14 protein-coding genes are annotated in these 19,536 nt (G+C 62.0%); all 14 read right to left on the bottom strand.

The genetic code is table 11. The features are described 5' to 3' along the window. Positions 1-26 precede the first annotated feature (26 nt). The 14 genes from WB402_RS13230 to aroK all read right to left on the bottom strand — a co-directional run bounded on the left by WB402_RS13230 (position 27) and on the right by aroK (position 19,473). Positions 27-1,316 (bottom strand): ABC transporter substrate-binding protein, encoded by a 1,290-nt coding sequence (locus WB402_RS13230; RefSeq protein ID WP_424208616.1) that lies wholly within the window; start codon positions 1,314-1,316, stop codon positions 27-29. Between the two features lie 227 nt (positions 1,317-1,543). Then, the gene (locus tag WB402_RS13225; protein ID WP_424208614.1) at positions 1,544-2,122 is read right to left on the bottom strand and encodes an ANTAR domain-containing response regulator; all 579 of its coding nucleotides are present in this window, start codon (positions 2,120-2,122) and stop codon (positions 1,544-1,546) included. A 188-nt stretch (positions 2,123-2,310) separates the two neighbouring features. Continuing rightward, a complete protein-coding gene (locus WB402_RS13220) occupies positions 2,311-2,862 on the bottom strand; it encodes a DNA-3-methyladenine glycosylase (protein ID WP_424208612.1) in 552 nt (183 codons plus the stop codon). A gap of 129 nt (positions 2,863-2,991) precedes the next feature. Next, on the bottom strand, positions 2,992-4,965 hold the full coding sequence (locus tag WB402_RS13215) for a bifunctional aldolase/short-chain dehydrogenase (RefSeq protein WP_424208610.1): 1,974 nt from the start codon (positions 4,963-4,965) through the stop codon (positions 2,992-2,994). A 60-nt stretch (positions 4,966-5,025) separates the two neighbouring features. Next, positions 5,026-5,577: a YfaZ family outer membrane protein gene (locus WB402_RS13210; RefSeq protein WP_424208608.1), complete on the bottom strand. Its 552-nt coding sequence runs from the start codon at positions 5,575-5,577 to the stop codon at positions 5,026-5,028. A gap of 97 nt (positions 5,578-5,674) precedes the next feature. Then, the gene (locus tag WB402_RS13205) at positions 5,675-7,135 is read right to left on the bottom strand and encodes a diguanylate cyclase (RefSeq protein WP_424208606.1); all 1,461 of its coding nucleotides are present in this window, start codon (positions 7,133-7,135) and stop codon (positions 5,675-5,677) included. A gap of 87 nt (positions 7,136-7,222) precedes the next feature. After that, a complete protein-coding gene (locus tag WB402_RS13200; protein ID WP_424208604.1) occupies positions 7,223-8,572 on the bottom strand; it encodes a GGDEF domain-containing protein in 1,350 nt (449 codons plus the stop codon). Between the two features lie 262 nt (positions 8,573-8,834). Further along, on the bottom strand, positions 8,835-9,260 hold the full coding sequence (locus WB402_RS13195; protein WP_424208602.1) for a hypothetical protein: 426 nt from the start codon (positions 9,258-9,260) through the stop codon (positions 8,835-8,837). Positions 9,261-9,321: 61 nt separating this feature from the next. Beyond that, positions 9,322-10,389: a uroporphyrinogen decarboxylase gene (gene hemE / locus WB402_RS13190; protein ID WP_424208600.1), complete on the bottom strand. Its 1,068-nt coding sequence runs from the start codon at positions 10,387-10,389 to the stop codon at positions 9,322-9,324. Positions 10,390-10,477: 88 nt separating this feature from the next. Then, positions 10,478-11,926: a glutamate synthase subunit beta gene (locus tag WB402_RS13185; RefSeq protein WP_424208598.1), complete on the bottom strand. Its 1,449-nt coding sequence runs from the start codon at positions 11,924-11,926 to the stop codon at positions 10,478-10,480. Then, complete coding sequence (gene gltB, locus WB402_RS13180; protein ID WP_424208596.1) at positions 11,919-16,484, bottom strand: glutamate synthase large subunit; 4,566 nt, start codon at positions 16,482-16,484, stop codon at positions 11,919-11,921. The genes WB402_RS13185 and gltB overlap by 8 nt, the downstream gene beginning before the upstream one ends. Positions 16,485-16,734: 250 nt before the next feature. Then, positions 16,735-17,865: a deoxyguanosinetriphosphate triphosphohydrolase gene (locus WB402_RS13175; RefSeq protein ID WP_424208594.1), complete on the bottom strand. Its 1,131-nt coding sequence runs from the start codon at positions 17,863-17,865 to the stop codon at positions 16,735-16,737. Then, positions 17,865-18,950: a 3-dehydroquinate synthase gene (aroB, locus tag WB402_RS13170; protein ID WP_424208592.1), complete on the bottom strand. Its 1,086-nt coding sequence runs from the start codon at positions 18,948-18,950 to the stop codon at positions 17,865-17,867. The genes WB402_RS13175 and aroB overlap by 1 nt, the downstream gene beginning before the upstream one ends. Beyond that, the gene (gene aroK / locus WB402_RS13165; RefSeq protein WP_424208651.1) at positions 18,931-19,473 is read right to left on the bottom strand and encodes a shikimate kinase AroK; all 543 of its coding nucleotides are present in this window, start codon (positions 19,471-19,473) and stop codon (positions 18,931-18,933) included. Before aroK ends, aroB begins: the two co-directional genes overlap by 20 nt. Positions 19,474-19,536 lie beyond the last annotated feature (63 nt).

The following is a 19,536-nucleotide window of genomic DNA, read 5'->3' as shown; positions in this document are numbered from 1 at the left end:
ACTGTCATGGTTCACCCTCCGTTCGCTTACACCTTGATCTTGAAACCGTTGGCATAGGCCTTCGGGTCCTTGCCGTCCCAGACCACACCGTCGATGAGCTTGCTGGTGCGCATCGGGCTGGCCGGCACACGCACCTTGAGCTGCGCGGCGACCTGCTTGTAGAGCTCGATCTGGTTCACCTGTTTGGCCACCGCCAGATAATCCGGATCTTCCTTGAGCAGCCCCCAGCGCTTGTGCTGGGTCAGGAACCACATGCCGTCCGACAGGTGCGGGAAGTTCACGTAGCCGTCGTTGTAGAACTTCATGTAGTTGGGGTCCTTCCACGTCTTGCCGTTGCCGTTGTCGTAGTTGCCCAGGAAACGCCCGAGAATCACTTCTTCCGGTGCATTCACGTAAGACTTGCTGGAAATGATTTGCGCCACCTTCTCGCGGTTGGCGGTGGCGTCGATGAACTTCGAGGCCTCGAGCACCGCCGCCATCATCGCGCGCGTGGTGTTCGGATACTTCTGCACGAACTCGAGGCTCGTGCCGAGCACCTTCTCCGGATGGTCCTTCCAGAGTTCCTGGGTGGTGATGGCAGTGAAGCCGATCTTGTCGTAGATGGCGCGCGCGCCCCACGGCTCGCCGACACAGAAGCCGTCCATGTTGCCGACGCGCATGTTGGCCACCATCTGCGGCGGCGGCACGACGATGGTCTTGACGTCGGCCATCGGGTTGATGCCGTAAGTCGCGAGCCAGTAATACAACTCCATGGCGTGCGTGCCAGTCGGGAAGGTCTGGGCGAAGGTGTACTCGCGCTTCTCCTTGTCGATGAGCGCCTTGAGTTTGGTGCCGTCGGTTGCGCCTTTTTCCTTGAGCTGGTTCGAGAGGCTGATCGCCTGGCCGTTGTGGTTGAGGCCCATGAGCACGGCCATGTCCTTCTTCGGCCCGCCGATGCCGAGCTGCACGCCGTAGATCAGGCCGTAGAGCACGTGCGAAGCGTCGAGCTCGCCGTTCACCAGTTTGTCGCGCACCGCCGCCCAGCTCGCTTCCTTGGAGGGCGTGATCTTGATGCCGTACTTTTTGTCGAAGCCCATTTCCGAGGCGATCACCACGCTGGCGCAGTCGGTGAGCGGGATGAAGCCGATCTTCACCTCCGGTTTCTCCGGCGCGTCCGAGCCGGCGGCCCAGACGGCGCTGCGCATGCCGGCGGGCACCATGCCCAGAATGCCCGCGGCGCCGAGTCCAGCGGCGAGGCTGGTTTTGAGGAAATCGCGGCGCGAAGCGCAGGGGGTTTCGGATTCGGTCATCGGCCTGGTCTTGCTCTCGTCACTCATTTGTGTCTCCTTCGTTGCAAAAATAAAAACGGCGCCCGGTCGACCGGGATAAAATCCGGTGACCAGGGCGCCGTTGCCCCCAGACCGCGCGGTATCGCGCGACCTGGCATTTCAGGGGCGGGCCGCTCGACCCGCCTCAATTTGATTCCGTTCGACCCGTCGTTGGACCGTCCGGTGTTGAATCTTTCAATCACCTCTCTCTCGCAAGAGAGAAGGTCATGCATTCCTTACGTCAGCAGCTCCGCCATGGTGATCACGCTCTCCGCCACGTGCGCGAGGCGCTGATTGCGGTCCATCGCCAGCTTGCGCAGCATGGCGTAGGCCTCTTCCTCGGTGCAACGTCGCTGCTTCATAACGATGCCCTTGGCGCGTTCGATCACTTTGCGTTCCGCCAAGTTCGTCTGCGCCTGGTCCAGCTCGCGGCGCAGCGCCTGCCACTGCTCGAAGCGCGCCAGCGCCACTTCCACGATCGGCCGCACGCGCTCCACCGACAACCCGTCCACCACGTAGGCGCTGACACCGGCCTCCAGGGCCTCGCGCATCAGCGTCCGGTCCTTGTCCTGCGTAAACATCACGATCGGCCGCGGATCGTCGCGCGTGATCATGCACACGTGCTCCAGGGTGTCGCGGTCCGGTGAGTCACGGTCGATGATGATCACGTCCGGCCGCCGCGCGCGCACCTGTGCCAGCATCTCGGCGGCGGTATCCACTACCGTCACCACTTCATAGCCCGCTTCCCGCAGGGCCGGCTCCACGATCGCCGCGCGTTCGAGATCGTCGTCCACCAGCAACACACTCAATGACATGTCGATAACCTCTGAAGCCGTCGTTACAAAAGCAATCGCTGTGCCATGTCGGGAGTTCCCATAAAATCAAGAGCCTAGAGCGAAATTGGGCGTTTCCGGGGCGGTTACATGCACCAATACCGTGAAGCAAGCACCGGTCCTGAACCGAAGTGGTGCATAGCAGCGAAAGGTAAGCGATTGGTTTCGTGTTATCGCTTCGAGACGAAGGGATTTCCTTTGATATAAAAGCGCAGGTGTCGCCTGGCCCAGCGGCCGGCATAGTCGACACCCACCCGCGGCCGTTTGACGATGACCACGGGTTCGGATTTGGCCGGTGTAGCGATGTAAAAATTTTTACCGGTCAGATCGTGCCCGTTGAGACGTTTGTCGATGCGCATGGCGCGGCACAGCAGGCCGGGGCCCTGGGTTCGCTCGCCGATATTCGTCACCGGTTCGACCGCGCGCAACAGCACCGCGGAAGCATGGCCTTTGCGTTCGGTCACCACGTTCATGCAGAAATACATCCCGTAGATCATGTACACGTAGGCATGGCCCGGCGGACCGAACATGACCTGGGTGCGCTCGGTGAGCCCGCGCGCGGAATGCGCGGCGAGATCGTGTGGCCCGAGATAGGCTTCCGTTTCCACTATCCGGCCGATGCGCTCCACCCCACGCGATATATGAACCAGGTATTTTCCGAGCAGATCCCGAGCGACGGCGATCGTGTCCCGGTCATAGAACGCGCGCGGCAGTTTTCGCATGTCAGGGAACTTCTGAAAAAGTCAGTTAAAAACTACTTCTCACCGCAAAGGCGCAAAGAGCGCAAAGGTTTTTCTCGATAAAAACCCGCTTTCTTTTCTTTGCGTCCTTTGCGTCTTCGCGTTGAAAACTCATATAACTCTTTCATTTCCGCCGTCCACCGGCACTTGCGCGGCGGTGGTCTTGGCGAACAGCGGGCCGCACATCTCGGCGGCGAGTTCGGCGACGTCGCGGCTGGTGACTTCGGTTTTCAGCACGTTGTTCTTTTTGTACTGCTCGACCGTGAGGCCATAATGCTTCGCGCGCGCGGCGAGCACTTCGTCGGTCCAGATGCCGGTATCGAACACGGCGTTGGGGTGCAGCGAGTTGATGCGGATGTTGTCCGCGCCCCATTCGAGCGCGGCCACGCGCGCGAGCTGGTTCAGCGCCGCTTTCGAGGCTGAATAAGCCGCAGCGCCGGGGCCAGGCGCGGGGACGTTCTTCGAACCGATCACCACCACGCGGCCGCCGCGCGGCGTGAGCTTGAGCAGCGCATGCGCCTCGCGCATCAGCACCAGATTGGAATCCAGGTTGATGCGCAGCACTTTCTGCCATTCGGCGGTGGTCAGCGCTTCGATGCGGCAGCCAGCGGGAAAAATGCCGGCGTTCAGAATCAGCATATCGAGCCCGCCGAAGGCGCGCGTGGTTTTTTCCAGCGCGCCGGTGAGCTGCTTTTCATCCGTCACGTCGCAAACGAGGCCAAGATAATCGGGGCGGTTGTAAAGACTGGTGATGGCGGTATTGATATCGAGTCCCACGACGGCCGCGCCGCGCGCGAGCAGCGAATCCACGCAGGCCTTGCCGATGCCCGAGGCGGCGCCGGTCACGAGCGCGACTTCACCGGCGAACACCGGCGGTTTGCCGCCGCCCTTGAGCTTGGCCTGTTCCAGGTCCCAGTATTCCACGTCGAAAATGTCCTTCGCCGGCAATGCCTGCCAGCCGCCGAGGGCGGTGGCGCGCTGAATAATCTCGATCGTGTGGGAGTAGATGTCGTAGGTTATTGCGGCGTCTTTGGCGCTGCGCCCGACAGTGGCCACGCCGATATCGCGGTCGAGTATCACGCGCGGCGCCGAATCGAGCATGGTCTTGGGTTCTTTCGCTTTGGGTGCGTGCTCGTTGAAATACTTTTTGTAGGCCTCGACGTAAGCTTTCACGTCGCGCCCGATCATCGGCACGCGCTTGGTGCGGATCACGTGGTCCGGCGTCGCCGGGCCCTGTTGCGAGATCGGGGCGATATCCGCGCGACGCGCGAAGGCCAGACTCGCGGCGTCTTCGTGCGCCGCGACGATCACGGGAAACCCGGCGGTTGCGGACAGTGTGCGCCGCAGCACGGCCAGTTCCTGGCGCATCGGGCCCAGGGACGGTTTTTCCGTAACGGCCGGCAACTGCCAGGCCTTGTGCTTCGCGAGATAGTCCTCGGCGCGCGTTACGAGTTCGATCATGCGCTCGTAGGATTGCCGCGCGGTTTCGCCGAAGGAAAAGATGCCGTGGTTCATCAGCACCATGCCGATGGTATTTTTTCCGGCCTGCCTGGAAAATTCCTCAGCACACAGCCGCGCCAGATCGAAACCCGGCATAACGTAGGGAACGACGACGACGCTGTCGCCGTAAATCTCGCGGATGCGCTCCAGCCCCTTGGCCGTGTTGGTCACGGTGATCACGGCATCGGCGTGCGTGTGATCCACGTACTTGTGCGGCAGGATCGCATGCAGGATGGCTTCGACCGAGGGCGTGGGCGCCGAGGCGCGGATCATGTGCGTGCGCAGTTCGTTGACCATCTGCGGGTCGGACAGCTGCGGCAGTTTCGCGAGCCTGATCAGGTGCTCCATGCGCACCGGTGAAAAGCCGCCGGCCTCGATGAATTCCAGGTCCCAGCCACTGCCCTTCACATAGAGCAGCGCTTCCTCTTCACCGAGAAGATTTTTCTCCGCGATCTTGACAGAGGTGTTGCCGCCGCCGTGCAGCACCAGAGTCTTGTCGCGCCCGAGCAGGCGCGAGCTGTATACGCGCAATCCCAGATCGCCCGGGAATTGCGCGGCTTCGGTGTCGTTCCAGAGGCTTTTCATGGGATGCGCGGCGGCAATCCGCGGATCGTGTGCGCCTGTTCCGAGTGGGGAAAGCGCGGGTTAGAAGCTGATCTTCACGCCGACATGAGCGCCGGAATCCACGGTCACGTCGTTGTTGTTGTCGAGTTCGGCGCGCATCTCGCGGTAACCGACATAGATATTCGCGGTCTTCTTGACCACCTCGAACTCGACGCGCGCGCCCCACTCCCAGAATTTATTACCGTCCATGAACGTGACGACGTCCGGGGCATAATACAGGTAGCCACTGAAACCGAACGGCATGTTGTTGGGGTGCACACTGAATTGGCCACCAAGACCGAGGGCGAGCACGTCCTGGTTGCTGACGTTGGCGTAGTAGACCTTCCCACCGAGTCCGGCGTCGAGGCGCATGTCAGCCGTCTGTTTCTCGCCGGAGGCGAGCAGGCCCATGCTGGCGGCCCAGTCGTTCTGATCGGTGTTGGACAGGAAACCGACGTTGAATTCGGCCTGGCGCCAGGCGGTGGCGTAAGTCGCCTGTATGGTGTCGTTGTTGAGATTGATATCGAGGGAATCCGCCAGAACCGGGACACTGAAACCCGCGGCTACCGCTGCCAAAAATATCCGATGACGCATGGAATTCTTTCCTCCATAAAATGACGGCGGCGCAATACTAACCGATCATCTTATGGCCAGCCAGAACCAGCGCCCATGCCCGAGGTGAACAGGGCGGCTAGGCCGTCGGCAGGGCAACCACCATGCGATTGTAGCCGCCCAGCTTGGCGTGGGTCAGCGTCTCATCCGCGCGCGCGAGCAGCGCGGCCGGAGGCTCGCCGGGCGAGTACTGCGTCAGCACGCTCGAAAAACTCGGCAGCGGGATGTTCTTGCCGTCCTGGTGGATGAAGGTGCTGGTGGCGGTCTTGCGCGCCTTTTCCAGCGCGTGCATGGCCCCGTCCTTTTGCGTGTTCGGGAACAGCACGGCGAACTCGTCGCCACCGTAGCGCGCCACCAGATCGTAGGTGCGGAACTTGGACAGGATCTCGTTGGCGTAGCAGCGCAGCACGGCGTCGCCGGTGGCGCGCCCGTAGCGCTTGTTGACCGACTCGAGGTCGTCGATGTCGATGACCGCGAACGCCAGCGCGAACCCGTAGCGCTTGACGCGGCCGATCTCGGACTCGAGTTGCTTGATGAACACGTCACGCTTGGGCAGTCCGGTCAGTTCGTCGGCCATGCTGTGCTTGCGTGCCTGGCCAAGTTCGTGCCGCAGGCGCTCGCGGTCCGATTCCACCGCCTTGAGATATTCACTCGCGGTGGAAAGTTTCTCGATCAGCGCCTGGCGTTCCTCGATCAGTTCGTTCAGCCCCTTGACCAGAATCTGCTTGAGATCGCCGAGTTCACCCAGCGGGCTATGCGTGTCCTCCAGGGCGGCACGTTCGCTTTCCAGCAAGTCGCCGAACTGCTTGTCGACCGCGATGCTCTCCGTCACTTTATCCACGAGCGTGTCTTCCAGCGCCTCGATCTTCTCCTGCCGAGTGGGCGACACAGATGTTTCGGGGACGGGGACGGCTGCTTCCATTACCGGCTCCGGCTTGGCCGCGACCACCAGTGGCGCGGATGGCGCCGGCGGCGGTGCCTGTACGGGTGCCTGGGCGATGGGTGGTGGCATGACCGGCTCTACCGCGACCGGCGCGGGCACAGGGGGCAATGATGCAACGACGGCCGGTGTCGGCGCCTGCACGATGGGTGGTGACACGACCGGCTTGGCCGCAACCACCGGTGGCGCGGATGGCGCCGGCGGCGGTGCCTGTACGGGTGCCTGTTTGATGGGTGGTGGCATGACCGGCATGGCTGCAACCGGCGCAGGCACAGGGCGTGGCGGCACGGCGGCGGCTGGTGCGATGGCGGGTGTGTTCGAAGATGTGGGCAGATAGAGCATCAGGCGCTGCTGGATGAGGCGCGCCTTGACGCGGGTGGCCGGGTCACAGGCCGGGCTGGTGGCATACTTGCCAAGCAGGCCATGCAAAAAGGTCACAAAAACGAGCTCGATGCGCCCGTCCTCGTTTCCGTACTTCTGCAAGCCGCGCTGGATCTGGTTGTAGAGGATAAGCCCGTGTTCGGTCCGCTTCAGACCTTCCAGATGATGCTTGAGACTTTTCAGCAACGACGGATCTGTGGAGGTATCGGTGCCCGCCAAGGCAGTCTCCTCAATAACTGGCGTGAGTTACCTGTCATTGAGATTAGCCGCCGGAAACCCGGTTCACAACCTCGGAACAGTCAGGCCTCAGGCGCCGTTGCCGTTGGTCAGGCCCTGGGGCCGGGTTGGCGGAATAATCGACATTTCCAGCTCGATGCGGTTGCGGCCGAGTCGCTTGGCGCGGTACAGGGCGCGGTCGGCGCGGTCAATCAGGTCGGTGTAGCTTTCGCCCGGGTTATACAGGGCGATGCCGGTAGAAAAGGTCGGCAGCGCCAGCGCCTGGTTTTGATGTTCACAACGAACCTGCAACGCGCGGTTCCTCGCCTTGGTTATGGCCGCGACGGCTCCGTCCGGGGTGGTGTTGGGCAGCAGGACGGCGAACTCCTCGCCGCCGTAACGCGCGACCATATCGTGGTGGCGCAACACGGTCAGCACGTCGGTGGCGTAACTGCGCAGGATGGCGTCGCCGGCAGCGTGGCCGTACAAGTCGTTGATGGCCTTGAACTCATCGAGGTCGATCATGGCCAGCGTCAGCGGCGCGCCGTATCGCTGCGCGCGGCTGGTCTCGTCCTGCAGACGGCGCATGAAGGCGCGACGGTTCGGCAGGCCGGTGAACTCATCGGTCAGCGACAACAGCCGCACCTTGTTCAGTTCTTCATGTAGCCGTTCGCTGTCGGCCTTGATGAGCTTCAGATAACCTCCCGTGCGGTGCAGTTTGGAGTCGAGCGAGCGCTGTCCGTTGATCAGCTCCTCGAGGCCGCCGACCAAAATCTGCCGCAGCTGTTCGATCTCCCTGTCCCCTTCGGCCTGTTGCAACGCGCGCAGCTCGATCTGCAGCAGCGCGCCGAATTCGCGGTTCTGAGTGAGCGCGTCGGTCACGCTCTTGGCGAGCGCGCCCTGCAACTTCTCGATCTCGTCGCGCTGGCGGTCGAGGTGCAGACGATAAGCACTGTTGACGCGGCGCTCGGCCAACAGCGCGTCGTTCTCGGTCGCCGGGATTGTCGTCGTGGAATCATCCTTCGGGGGAGTTGCGGCGACCTTGGGCGTGGCGGTGGCTTCCGGCGGGGACCTTTCCGTCTGCGAGTCGGCGGCCGGCGCGGTCACCCCGGCGGCGGCCTGACGGATGCGCTCGTCGAGCTTGTCGGGCGAAACCGCGGCACCCGAAGCGGGCGCGAAACCACGGCGCAACTGGATCAGGCGCGCATTGAGACGGGTGATGTGATCGGCGGAGGGATCGCGCGCATAGGCATCGAGCAACAGATGCAGCAACGCGGCATAGGTGTGATCGACCCTGGCCTGCACGCCCTCCTGCTCTTCCACCAGGCGTGCGATCTGGTCATAGATGACGATACCCGAGGATGTGCGCTTCAGCCCATCTAGCAAGCCCAGCAATCTTTTCGAAGCGGATGCGCGGTCCGCTTCTGATTCGTTCTGCACCACTTCCCCACCTCCTGTTTCCGCGACGGCGTTTCTAGTTATACACCGCCGACATGTACGGCGCGGGCACCGCCTCCCTGTGGAGTAGCCGCAGAAACAGCAAACTTATTATTGAAGCTAGACGTCCATTTTTAGTTCAAACCACAATCTACCCGCCCGTATGCCAAATGACAACGCGCGCCACACGGCGCGGCGGACAAGTCCACGCTTATCAAAGACTTACCAGCGATGATTAAAACCGGTTCAAGCCACAAAATCAGCGCTAGGGGCGGGCGTTGCCGCGGCGCTTGCCGTGGTACGCTGCAATCGTTCTGACGATTTCCTGATATGGCAGCGCGTCCAGTGAGCCGTAGGCCGCCTGCGCCTGTTGCACTAGGGCGTGGATATTCTGCACCCGGGCTGCTGCTGCTCTCTCTTCTGTCGCCATTTGCCGCTGCAGGCCGATCAAGCCGCCGAGCATGACTTTCATTTCCTTACCGAACGGCAGGCCCGCGGAGGTATCGGTGACCTTGAGCACAAAGCGTGCGCGTTCGCGCAAATATACCAGGAGCGTGGCGCAGTTGTTGCGCGCGATGTCAGAACGGCATTCCACGCCCATTTGCTCGGCGATGGAAAAACGGGTGGCCATTTCACAGTCGCACTGAACGCTCAGGATGGCCTTCTCGAACGGGCAGCGGGCGTTGTCCATATCTACGGATGACCACCGGAAATGAAGTCTTGCAGGATAGCCGCGGAAATCACCCGTCGCACTATTTCTGATGATACTGGCGACTCAGGTCATGCACCGCGTCCACAACCACGGCCACCTTGTCGGGATTGACATGCGGGTGGATGCCATGACCCAGATTGAAAACCAGTCCGTTTCCCTGGCCATAACTTGCCAGGATGGTGTCCACCTCGCGGCGGATGCGTTCCGGCGCGGCGTACAACAGGGACGGGTCCATGTTGCCCTGCAGCGCCACGCGCTGCCCCACGCGCGCACGGGCATCGCCCAGATCGGTGGTCCAGTCGATGCCGAGCGCGTCGGCTCCCGAGTCCGCCATGGTTTCGAGCCATTGGCCACCGTTTTTGGTAAACAGGATTACCGGCACGCGCCGGCCTTCGTGCTCGCGCGTGAGGCCCTGGACAATCCGCTCCATATAGCGCAGCGAGAATTCTCGGTAATCCCGCGGCGTCAGCACGCCGCCCCAAGTGTCGAACAGCATCACGGCTTGCGCGCCGGCGGCGACCTGAGCGTTAAGGTAGGCGGCCACCGCGCGCGCCAGCACGTCGAGCAACTGATGCATGAGCTTTGGTTGGTCGAACATCATGGATTTGACGAGACCGAAATCCTTGCTGCCGCCGCCTTCGACCATGTAAGTCGCTAGCGTCCAGGGACTGCCCGCGAAGCCGATCAGCGGGACCCGGCCGTGCAGTTCGCGCCGGATCAGGCGCACCGCATCGATGACGTATTTCAGCTCCGATTCGGGGTCCGGGACCGGAAGCGCCGCGACATCGGCGGCGGTGCGTACGGGTTTTTTGAACTGCGGACCCTCACCCTCGGTGAAATAAAGCCCGAGCCCCATGGCGTCGGGAACAGTGAGAATGTCGGAAAAAAGAATCGCGGCATCGAGCGCGAAGCGACGCAGCGGTTGCAGCGTCACTTCGCAGGCGAGTTCAGGCGTGGTGCAGAGCGTCTTGAAATCACCGGCCTTCTCGCGCACCGCGCGGTACTCGGGCAGGTAACGTCCCGCCTGGCGCATGACCCATACCGGCGTCACGTCCACGGGTTGGCGCAGTAGCGCGCGCAATAATCTGTCGTTTTTCAACTCAGCCATGATATAAAAAATGAACCGCCAAGAACGCCAAGTTAATCATCGATCAGAAACCCTTGGCGCTCTTGGCGTTATTGGTGATCTGATTTTCTTACGCTAATGGCGCGGGAAGGTCGGAGGCGCCCATCAGGTACATGTCAATGCCGCGTGCCGCCGAACGCCCTTCGGCAATGGCCCAGACGATAAGCGACTGTCCGTGCTGCATGTCGCCGGCTGTGAAAACGGCCGGGATACTCGTCATCCAGTTTTCGTCGCGCCACACGTTGCCGCGGTCGGTGAATTTCACCCCAAGGCTCTCCAGCATGCCCGGGCGTTCCGGACCGGTAAAACCCATCGCGAGCAGCGCCAGATCGCAGGGGATCGTAAAGCTGCTGCCCGGAATTTCATTGATGATGCTGCGTCCGTGTTCGCGCACCATCTCGACTTTGACGAGCTCCAGTGCCTTCACGCGGCCGGCGCCGTCATCGATATACCGCTTGGAGGAAACCGAGTACAGGCGTTCCACGCCTTCCTCGTGCGCGGAAGCGGTGCGAAAGATAAAAGGCCACTGCGGCCAAGGGTTGTCCGAGGAACGGATCTCAGGGGGGCGCGGCATGATTTCCAGTTGGTGCACACTCTTCGCGCCCTGACGATTCGCGGTACCGAGACAATCGGCGCCGGTGTCGCCGCCACCGATGATGATGACGTGTTTGCCTTTAGCGGTGATTTCCCGCTCCGCCGGAATCACGTCGCCTTCGCAACGGTGGTTCGATTGCGTCAGGTATTCCATGGCAAAGTAAACGCCATTCAATTCCCGCCCGGGAACCGGCAGGTCACGCGGGGCGCAGGCGCCGCCCGCTAGCAGTACGGCGTCGAAATTCTTGCGCAGTTCCTCCACCGGCGTGTTGACACCGATATGGGCGTTGGTCTTGAACGTCACGCCTTCGGCTTTCAGCTGTTCCAGCCGCCGGTCGAGCACTTTCTTTTCCATCTTGAACTCGGGAATGCCGTAGCGCAGCAGGCCGCCGGGGCGGTCGTCGCGTTCGAACACGGTGACCTCGTGACCGGCACGTCGCAGCTGCTGTGCGCCCGCAAGCCCGGCGGGGCCGGAACCAACGACAGCGATTTTCTTGCCGGTCAGCACATTCGGCGGTTCGGGTTTTATCCAACCTTGCTGGAAGGCATGATCGATGATAGCCAGTTCGATCGCCTTGATCGTCACCGGGTCGTCGTTGATGCCGAGCACGCACGCACCCTCGCACGGCGCCGGACACAGCGAGCCGGTAAAATCCGGGAAGTTGTTGGTCGCATGCAGACGGTCGATCGCCTCCTGCCACTGGCCGCGGTAAACCAGGTCGTTCCAGTCGGGAATGATGTTGCCGAGCGGGCAACCCTGATGACAGAACGGGATACCGCAGTCCATGCAGCGCGCGCCCTGTTTCTTGAGCTCGTCCTCGGGGAACGGACGCATGACCTGCTTCCAGTCCCGCACCCGTTCGGCGACGGGTCGGTAAGGCTGTTTGGCGCGGTGAAACTCGATAAAGCCGGTGATCTTACCCATGCGCCGCTTCCATCACCGCCTGCTCTTCCGAGATGCCGTTTTGCCGCGCCTTGGAGATGGCCGCGAGAACGCGCTTGTAGTCCTTGGGGGTCACCTTCACGAATTTCGCCTGCTGGGCCTTCCAGCCGGCGAGAATCTTTTCCGCGACCGTGCTGCTGGTGTAATGCGCGTGGCGCTTGAGCAGATCCTTCACCAGCTCCACGTCCTCGGCCGAGGTCATGGGATCGATGTCCACCATGGCCAGATTGCAACGGCGCTTGAAATCACCCGCGGCGTCTAGCACGTAGGCCACGCCACCGGACATGCCGGCCGCGAAATTGCGCCCGGTGCGGCCGATCACGACGACGCGTCCGCCGGTCATGTATTCGCAGCCGTGGTCGCCCACGCCTTCGACGACCGCATGCACACCGGAATTGCGCACTCCGAATCGCTCGCCCGCCACCCCGCGGAAATAGGCTTCCCCCGACGTCGCCCCATAAAGTGCGACGTTGCCGATGAGGATGTTCTCCTCCGGTACGAAGCTCGCCTGGCGCGGCGGATAAACGATCAGCTTGCCGCCGGACAGCCCCTTGCCGATGTAGTCGTTGGCGTCGCCTTCGAGCGTGAAGGTGATGCCATTCGGCAAGAAGGCACCGAAACTCTGGCCGGCGGAGCCGTTGAAATGGATGCGGATCGTGTCCTCGGGCAGACCCTCGGCGCCATAACGACGGCTTACCTCACTGCCGAGTATCGTACCAACCGTGCGGTTGACGTTACGGATCGGCAGGATGATGTCCACGGGCTTCTTGGACTCTAGGGCTTCACGCGTCAGCGGGAGGATCGTCACCATGTCGAGTGAGTTCTCGAGTCCGTGATCCTGTGCCCGCACCTGGCGGATGGCCACGTCGGGACCGGCCGGCGGCTGGTATAGGATCTGCGTGAAATCGAGGCCGCGCGCCTTCCAGTGATCCACGGCTTTTTTCACGTTCAGGCGGTCCACGCGCCCGGTCATTTCAGCCAGCGTGCGGAAGCCGAGCTGCGCCATCCATTCGCGCGCCTCCTGCGCCACGAAGCGGAAGAAGTTCTCGACGTGCGCCGGATCGCCGGCGAATTTCTTGCGCAATTCCGGGTCCTGTGTGGCAATACCGACCGGACAGGTGTTCAGATGACACACACGCATCATGATGCAGCCGAGCACCACCAGCGGGGCGATGGAGAAACCGAATTCCTCCGCGCCCAGCAGCGCCGCGATCACCACGTCGCGGCCGGTCTTGAGCTGGCCGTCCACCTGCACCACGATGCGATCGCGCAGCTTGTTCATCACCAGCACCTGCTGGGTCTCGGACAGACCGAGTTCCCACGGCAGGCCCGCGTGCTTGATCGAGGTCAGCGGGCTCGCGCCGGTGCCGCCGTCGTGGCCGGAGATCAGCACCACGTCGGCATGTGCCTTGGCGACACCGGCAGCGACGGTACCCACGCCGACCTCGGAGACGAGCTTCACATGGATGCGTGCCGCGCGATTGGCGTTCTTCAGATCGTGAATCAGTTGCGCTAGGTCCTCGATCGAATAAATGTCGTGATGCGGCGGCGGTGAAATCAGGCCGACACCGGGCGTCGAGTAACGCACCTTGGCGATCCACGGATATACCTTGTGTCCGGGCAGCTGCCCGCCCTCGCCGGGCTTAGCGCCCTGCGCCATCTTGATCTGCAGGTCGGTGGCATTGACCAGATAATGGCTGGTCACGCCGAAGCGGCCCGAGGCCACCTGTTTGACGCGTGAGTTCTTGACCGTGCCATAGCGTTCCGGGTCCTCACCGCCTTCACCGCAGTTGGAGCGGCCGCCGATACGGTTCATGGCAATCGCGAGCGACTCGTGGGCCTCCTGGCTGATCGAGCCATAGGACATGGCGCCGGTCGCAAAGCGCTGCATGATGGACTCAACGGATTCCACTTCCTCGATCGGGATCGGCCGGTCGGCCGGCTTGAACTCAATGAGCCCGCGCAGCGTGGCCAGATGTTGCGCGCCGTTGTCGCAGGCGCGGGAGAATTCCTTGAACATCGCGTAGGAGTTGGCGCGCGTGGCGTGCTGTAGCTTCGCGATCGTGTCGGGATTGAGCATGTGGTACTCGCCGTCGCGACGCCACTGGTACTGCCCGCCCCAGTCGAGCTCCGGCGGACCCACCGGCCGGTCAGGATAGGCGCGGTGGTGGCGCAGACTGGCCTCCTGCGCCACGACGTCGATGCCGATGCCGCCGACGCGCGAGGCAGTCCAGGTGAAATACTTGTCGACAAACGACTTGTCGAGACCGATGGCCTCGAAAATCTGCGCGCCCCGATAAGACTGTATGGTGGAGATGCCCATCTTGGAGATGGCCTTGACCACGCCTTTGTTGAGCGCCTTGATGTAATTCTTAACCGCCGTCGCCGGATCCACGCCATTGAGCAGTCCCTGGCGGATCATGTCGTCGAGCGTCTCGAAGGCCAGGTACGGATTCACCGCACCCGCGCCGTAACCCAGCAGCAGTGCCATGTGGTGCGTCTCACGTGGCTCGCCGGATTCAACGATCAGACCAACCTTCACGCGCGTGCCCGCGCGTACCAGGTGATGATGCACCCCGGACGTGGCCAGCAGCGCCGGAATCGGCATGTGCTGCGCGTCCACGCCACGGTCGGACAGAACAATAAAGGCACAGCCCTGGGAGATCACCTCGCTTGCTTTCATGCACAATTCTTCCAGCGCGCGCGCCAGCCCCGGCCCGCCGGAACCAGCCGGGAACAACATGGGCAGGGTGACAGTCTTGAAACCGGCGCGATCGAGATGGCGAATTTTCGCCAGCTCCTCGTTGCCCAGGATCGGCGTCTTCAGCTTCAGCATGCGGCAGCTTTCGGGACCGGGCTTGAGTAGATTCCCTTCAGGGCCGAGCGGCGTCTCAATCTGGGTCACCAACTCTTCACGGATCGCATCGAGCGGCGGATTGGTCACCTGCGCGAACAGCTGCTTGAAGTAGTCGTACAGCAGGCGCGGCTTTTCCGACAGCACCGCCAGCGCCGCGTCGTTGCCCATCGAACCCACCGGCTCCTCGCCCTTCTGCGCCATCGGCGCCATGAGGATGCGCAGGTCTTCGTGGGTATAACCGAAGACCTGCTGGCGCTGCAGCACGCTGGCGTGATCCGGCTCCGGCACTTGCGGCGGCTTGGGCAATTGATCGAGCGGGACGAGGTTTGTCTTCAGCCAATCCTTGTACGGATGCGCCGAGGTGTAGCGCTGCTTGAGTTCAGCATCGTCAATGATGCGGCCCTCACGCGTATCCACCAGGAAGATACGGCCCGGGTGCAGGCGTTCCTTGATAAGCACGTTCTCCGGCGGGATGTCGAGCACGCCGACCTCGGAAGCCATGACCACCAGGCCGTCTTTCGTCACGTAGTAGCGCGACGGACGCAGACCGTTGCGATCGAGCACGGCGCCGATGACGGCTCCGTCGGTGAAGGCGATCGAGGCCGGACCGTCCCACGGCTCCATCAGGCAACCGTGATATTCATAGAAGGCCTTGCGGTCCTCGTCCATCATCTCGTGGCCGCTCCACGCTTCGGGAATCATCATCAGCACGGCATGCGGCAATTCGCGTCCCGCCATGTGCAGGAATTCGAGGACGTTGTCGAAGGTGGCCGAATCCGATCCGCCCTCGATCACGATCGGGAGGATTTTCTTCAGGTCATCGCCAAAGAGAGGCGAAGCGCAAAGCGCTTCACGCGCGCGCATCCAGTTGATATTCCCGCGCAAGGTATTGATCTCGCCATTGTGCGCGATGTAGCGATAAGGATGCGCCAGCGGCCAGGACGGAAAGGTATTGGTCGAGAACCGCGAGTGCACCAGCGCCAGCGCCGATTCCACGGCCGGATCGGTCAGGTCGGGAAACAGCAGCTCGACCTGGGTCGGCGTGAGCATGCCCTTGTAGATCAGCGTGCGCGCCGAGAGGCTTGGGATGTAGAACAGCGAACGTTGCTTGAGGTCCGAATTCCAGACCGCGTGTTCGATGCGCTTGCGGATGACATAGAGCTTGCGCTCGAAGGTCTGATCGTCGGTGACGCCGGAGGCGCGGCCGATGAAAACCTGGCGGAAGGCCGGTTCGGCCGAAACCGCCGTCGGACCGAGCGACGAATCGTCGACCGGCACGTCGCGCCAGCCGAGTAGCGTCTGCCCTTCCTCTCGTACGATCCCGGCCAACAGGGATTCGCAGTGGCGGGCTTCCGCCGCCGCGCGCGGCAGGAAAACCATGCCCGTGCCGTAACGACCGGCGGCGGGAAGGGAAATGCCGAGTTTGCCACACTCTCGTTGCAGAAACGCGTGCGGTATCTGTATCAGGATGCCAGCGCCGTCGCCGGTATTCTCCTCGCAGCCGCAGGCGCCGCGATGCATGAGGTTCCGGAGAATCGTCAGCGCGTGCGTAACGATCTGGTGCGAGCGGCGGCCTTTGATGTCCACGACAAAACCGACACCGCAGGCGTCGTGTTCGTATGTCGGGTCATAGAGGCCCTGCTGCGTCTTGTTATGCTGTTCCAATTCGTTCACCGCTTTCATTCACCGCTGGCGACGCTGTCCGGCGCCATTGTCCCGCACCGATCCGTGTTCGTGTTTTCGCTCGCCAGCGAGGGTCTCGCCCAGATCAGGGGAATTCGTTCTTTTGCCCGTGAAAATCACGGAAAATCAGGAGCAAAAGGGGCGAAAAGTATACCGGCCTGCCGGGGCCGGTTCAATGGAACCAGTCACAAAAGGGCCCTTTTAAGCCTCGGAAAGATGAAGGGATTGACCGAAAATGCCTTTCCCGCCGTCAAACGCCGGGGTTGGAGAGTCGTGTGTGCTCGCGCAAGGCGTAGCGGTCAGTCATGCCGGCGATATAGTCGGCGACGATCCGGGCCCGGCCGGCAGGATCATCCTGCGCTTGGAGCTTGTCCTGGTATTGGGTCGGGAGCAGCCGTGAGTCCCGCATGAATGCCGCGAACAAGTCGTGCACAACCTTCACCGCTTCGCCCATCATTCGGGTCACCTGTTCGTGTGCGTACAGGTGTTGTCGCAGAAAACGCTTCAACTCGCGGGATTTTTCCGCCACCGCGGGAGTGTAAACGATGAGGGGCTCAGGGTGGTGGCGGACGTTATCGATATGCTCGATGCCGGAGATTTCAATCAGGCGGCGGCTGTTCTCGATAAGATCGGTCACCACTTGATTGATCATGCGCCGTACGGTTTCGTAAATGGCTCGTCGCGGAGCGATATCCGGATAGCGCCGCCGCACCTCGGCATGCTGCTCGGCAAACAGTGTGACTCCCTGGAGCTGCTCAAGCTTCAGCAAACCGGATCGCAGTCCGTCGTCCACGTCGTGATTGTTGTAGGCGATCTCGTCGGCGATGTTGACCAGCTGTGCCTCAAGGCTGGGCTGGGTCTTTTCCAGAAATCGTTTTCCCAATTCACCCAGTACGCGCGCGTTTTTTGGCGAGCAATGCTTGAGTATACCTTCGCGTGTTTCAAAGGTGAGATTGAGCCCGGGGAATTCGGCATAGCGTTCTTCAAGAACATCCACCACCCGCAACGACTGCAGATTGTGCTCGAAACCGCCATAATCTCGCAGGCATTCATTCAGCGCGTCCTGGCCTGAATGGCCGAAAGGCGTATGTCCCAGATCATGCGCCAGGGCGATGGCCTCGGTCAGGTCTTCGTTAAGCGATAGCGCGCGGGCGATCGAGCGTGCGATCTGCGCCACTTCGATCGAATGCGTCAGACGCGTGCGGAACAGATCGCCCTCGTGGTTGATGAAAACCTGGGTCTTGTATTCGAGACGGCGGAACGCGGCGCTGTGGATGATGCGGTCGCGGTCGCGCTGGTATTCGGAGCGGTTTGCAGGCGCGGGCTCAGGATACTGTCGCCCGCGCGAGGTGGCATCCTGCGCGGCGAAAGCTGCCAGCATTACGCCGCTTCCCGCATGCTGGCCAATGTTCCTTCAAGCTCGGCGCGCGGATAATCGTCGGTGACCACCGCCTCGCCCAGGCGTTTGAGCAGCACCAGCCGCAGGCGGCCGTCGAGCACCTTCTTGTCCACCGCCATCAGTTCCAGAAAACGCGCTGCGGAAAGCGTGCCGGGGGCGCGCACCGGGAGTCGCGCCCGGCTGATCAGTTTTTCAACACGGGCGACATCGGCGGCGGACAACCATTTGAGTCTTCGCGACAGATCAGACGCCATCACCATGCCCACGGCAATGGCCTCGCCGTGCAGCCAATTCCCGTATCCCATACCGGTTTCGATCGCATGACCGAAGCTATGGCCCAGATTAAGCGTGGCACGCACGCCGGATTCGCGTTCATCCGCGGCGACCACCTCGGCCTTGTTCCGGCACGAACGGTGAATCGCATAGGCCAGCGCCTCGGGGTCGCGCGCGAGCAACTTGTCCAGATTAATCTCGAGCCAGGCAAAAAACTCGGGGTCGCGAATCAAACCGTACTTGATGACTTCGGCCAGACCCGACGAGAGTTCGCGGTCCGGCAGGGTATTGAGCGTGTCGGTGTCGATGATCACGGCACGCGGCTGGTAGAATGCGCCGATCATGTTCTTGCCGAGCGGATGATTAACACCGGTTTTGCCGCCGACCGAGGAGTCCACCTGTGACAACAACGTCGTGGGCACCTGGATCAAAGGCACACCACGCTGATAGCTGGCCGCGGCGAATCCGGCCATGTCGCCAATAACACCCCCACCCAGCGCAATGATGGTGGTGCGCCGGTCACAACGCGCCGAAAGCAGTGCATCGAAAATACGGTTCAACACCTCGAGTGATTTGTACTGCTCGCCATCAGGCAGCACCACCTCGACCGGCTTCAGGGAAGCAACGTGCGTGCGCAGCCTGGCGAGATACAACGGCGCCACGGTCACGTTGGTGACAATGGCCACTCGAGTTCCCGGGATATGCCGCGAGTACAGTTCGGGCTGACCGAGCAGGCCGGCACCAATATAGATCGGGTAGCTTCTGTCCCCGAGATCAAGAGGCAGCGTTTTCATCGGTTTGCAGGGCTTCCAGTTTACGGGCAATCTCGCGCGCTACGCTCGCCGGCGAACGGTGCGATGTCTCGACCACGATATCCGCCGTCTGCCGATATATAGGTTCGCGCGACTTGAGGATTTCCTCCAGTGTCTTGCCACGGTCGGTGGTTTGCAGCAAAGGGCGGTGACGGTCGCGGCGCGTGCGCTGCAACAGCGTCTCGAGCGGAGCGTGCATGTAAACCACGACGCCGCGGCTGCGCAGCGCACGACGGTTGACATCCGACAGGATGGCACCGCCACCCGTGGCGAGTACCACATTGGATTTGCGCGTCAAATCGTCGAGGACTGACGACTCGCGGCCGCGAAAACCGGCCTCGCCCTCGATTTCGAAAATCAGTGGAATGCTCGCCCCGGTGCGTTGCTCGATCTCGTGATCGGAGTCCTGAAATTCCTTGTCCAGCAACTCGGCGAGATGGCGTCCGATGGTGGATTTGCCCGCGCCCATGGGGCCAATCAGAAAGATATTGTCTACCCGGCTCATGGCCGCAGGTATGCCAGCATCGCGGCCATAAATCAAGCGGGCCGGCCGCCTGAAGGCGGCCGG

This window comes from Sulfuricaulis sp. (assembly GCF_049587675.1).
Classification (GTDB): domain Bacteria; phylum Pseudomonadota; class Gammaproteobacteria; order Acidiferrobacterales; family Sulfurifustaceae; genus Sulfuricaulis.
The sequence above is the reverse complement of the archived record's forward strand: the minus strand, read 5'-3'. Positions and strand labels throughout refer to the sequence as shown.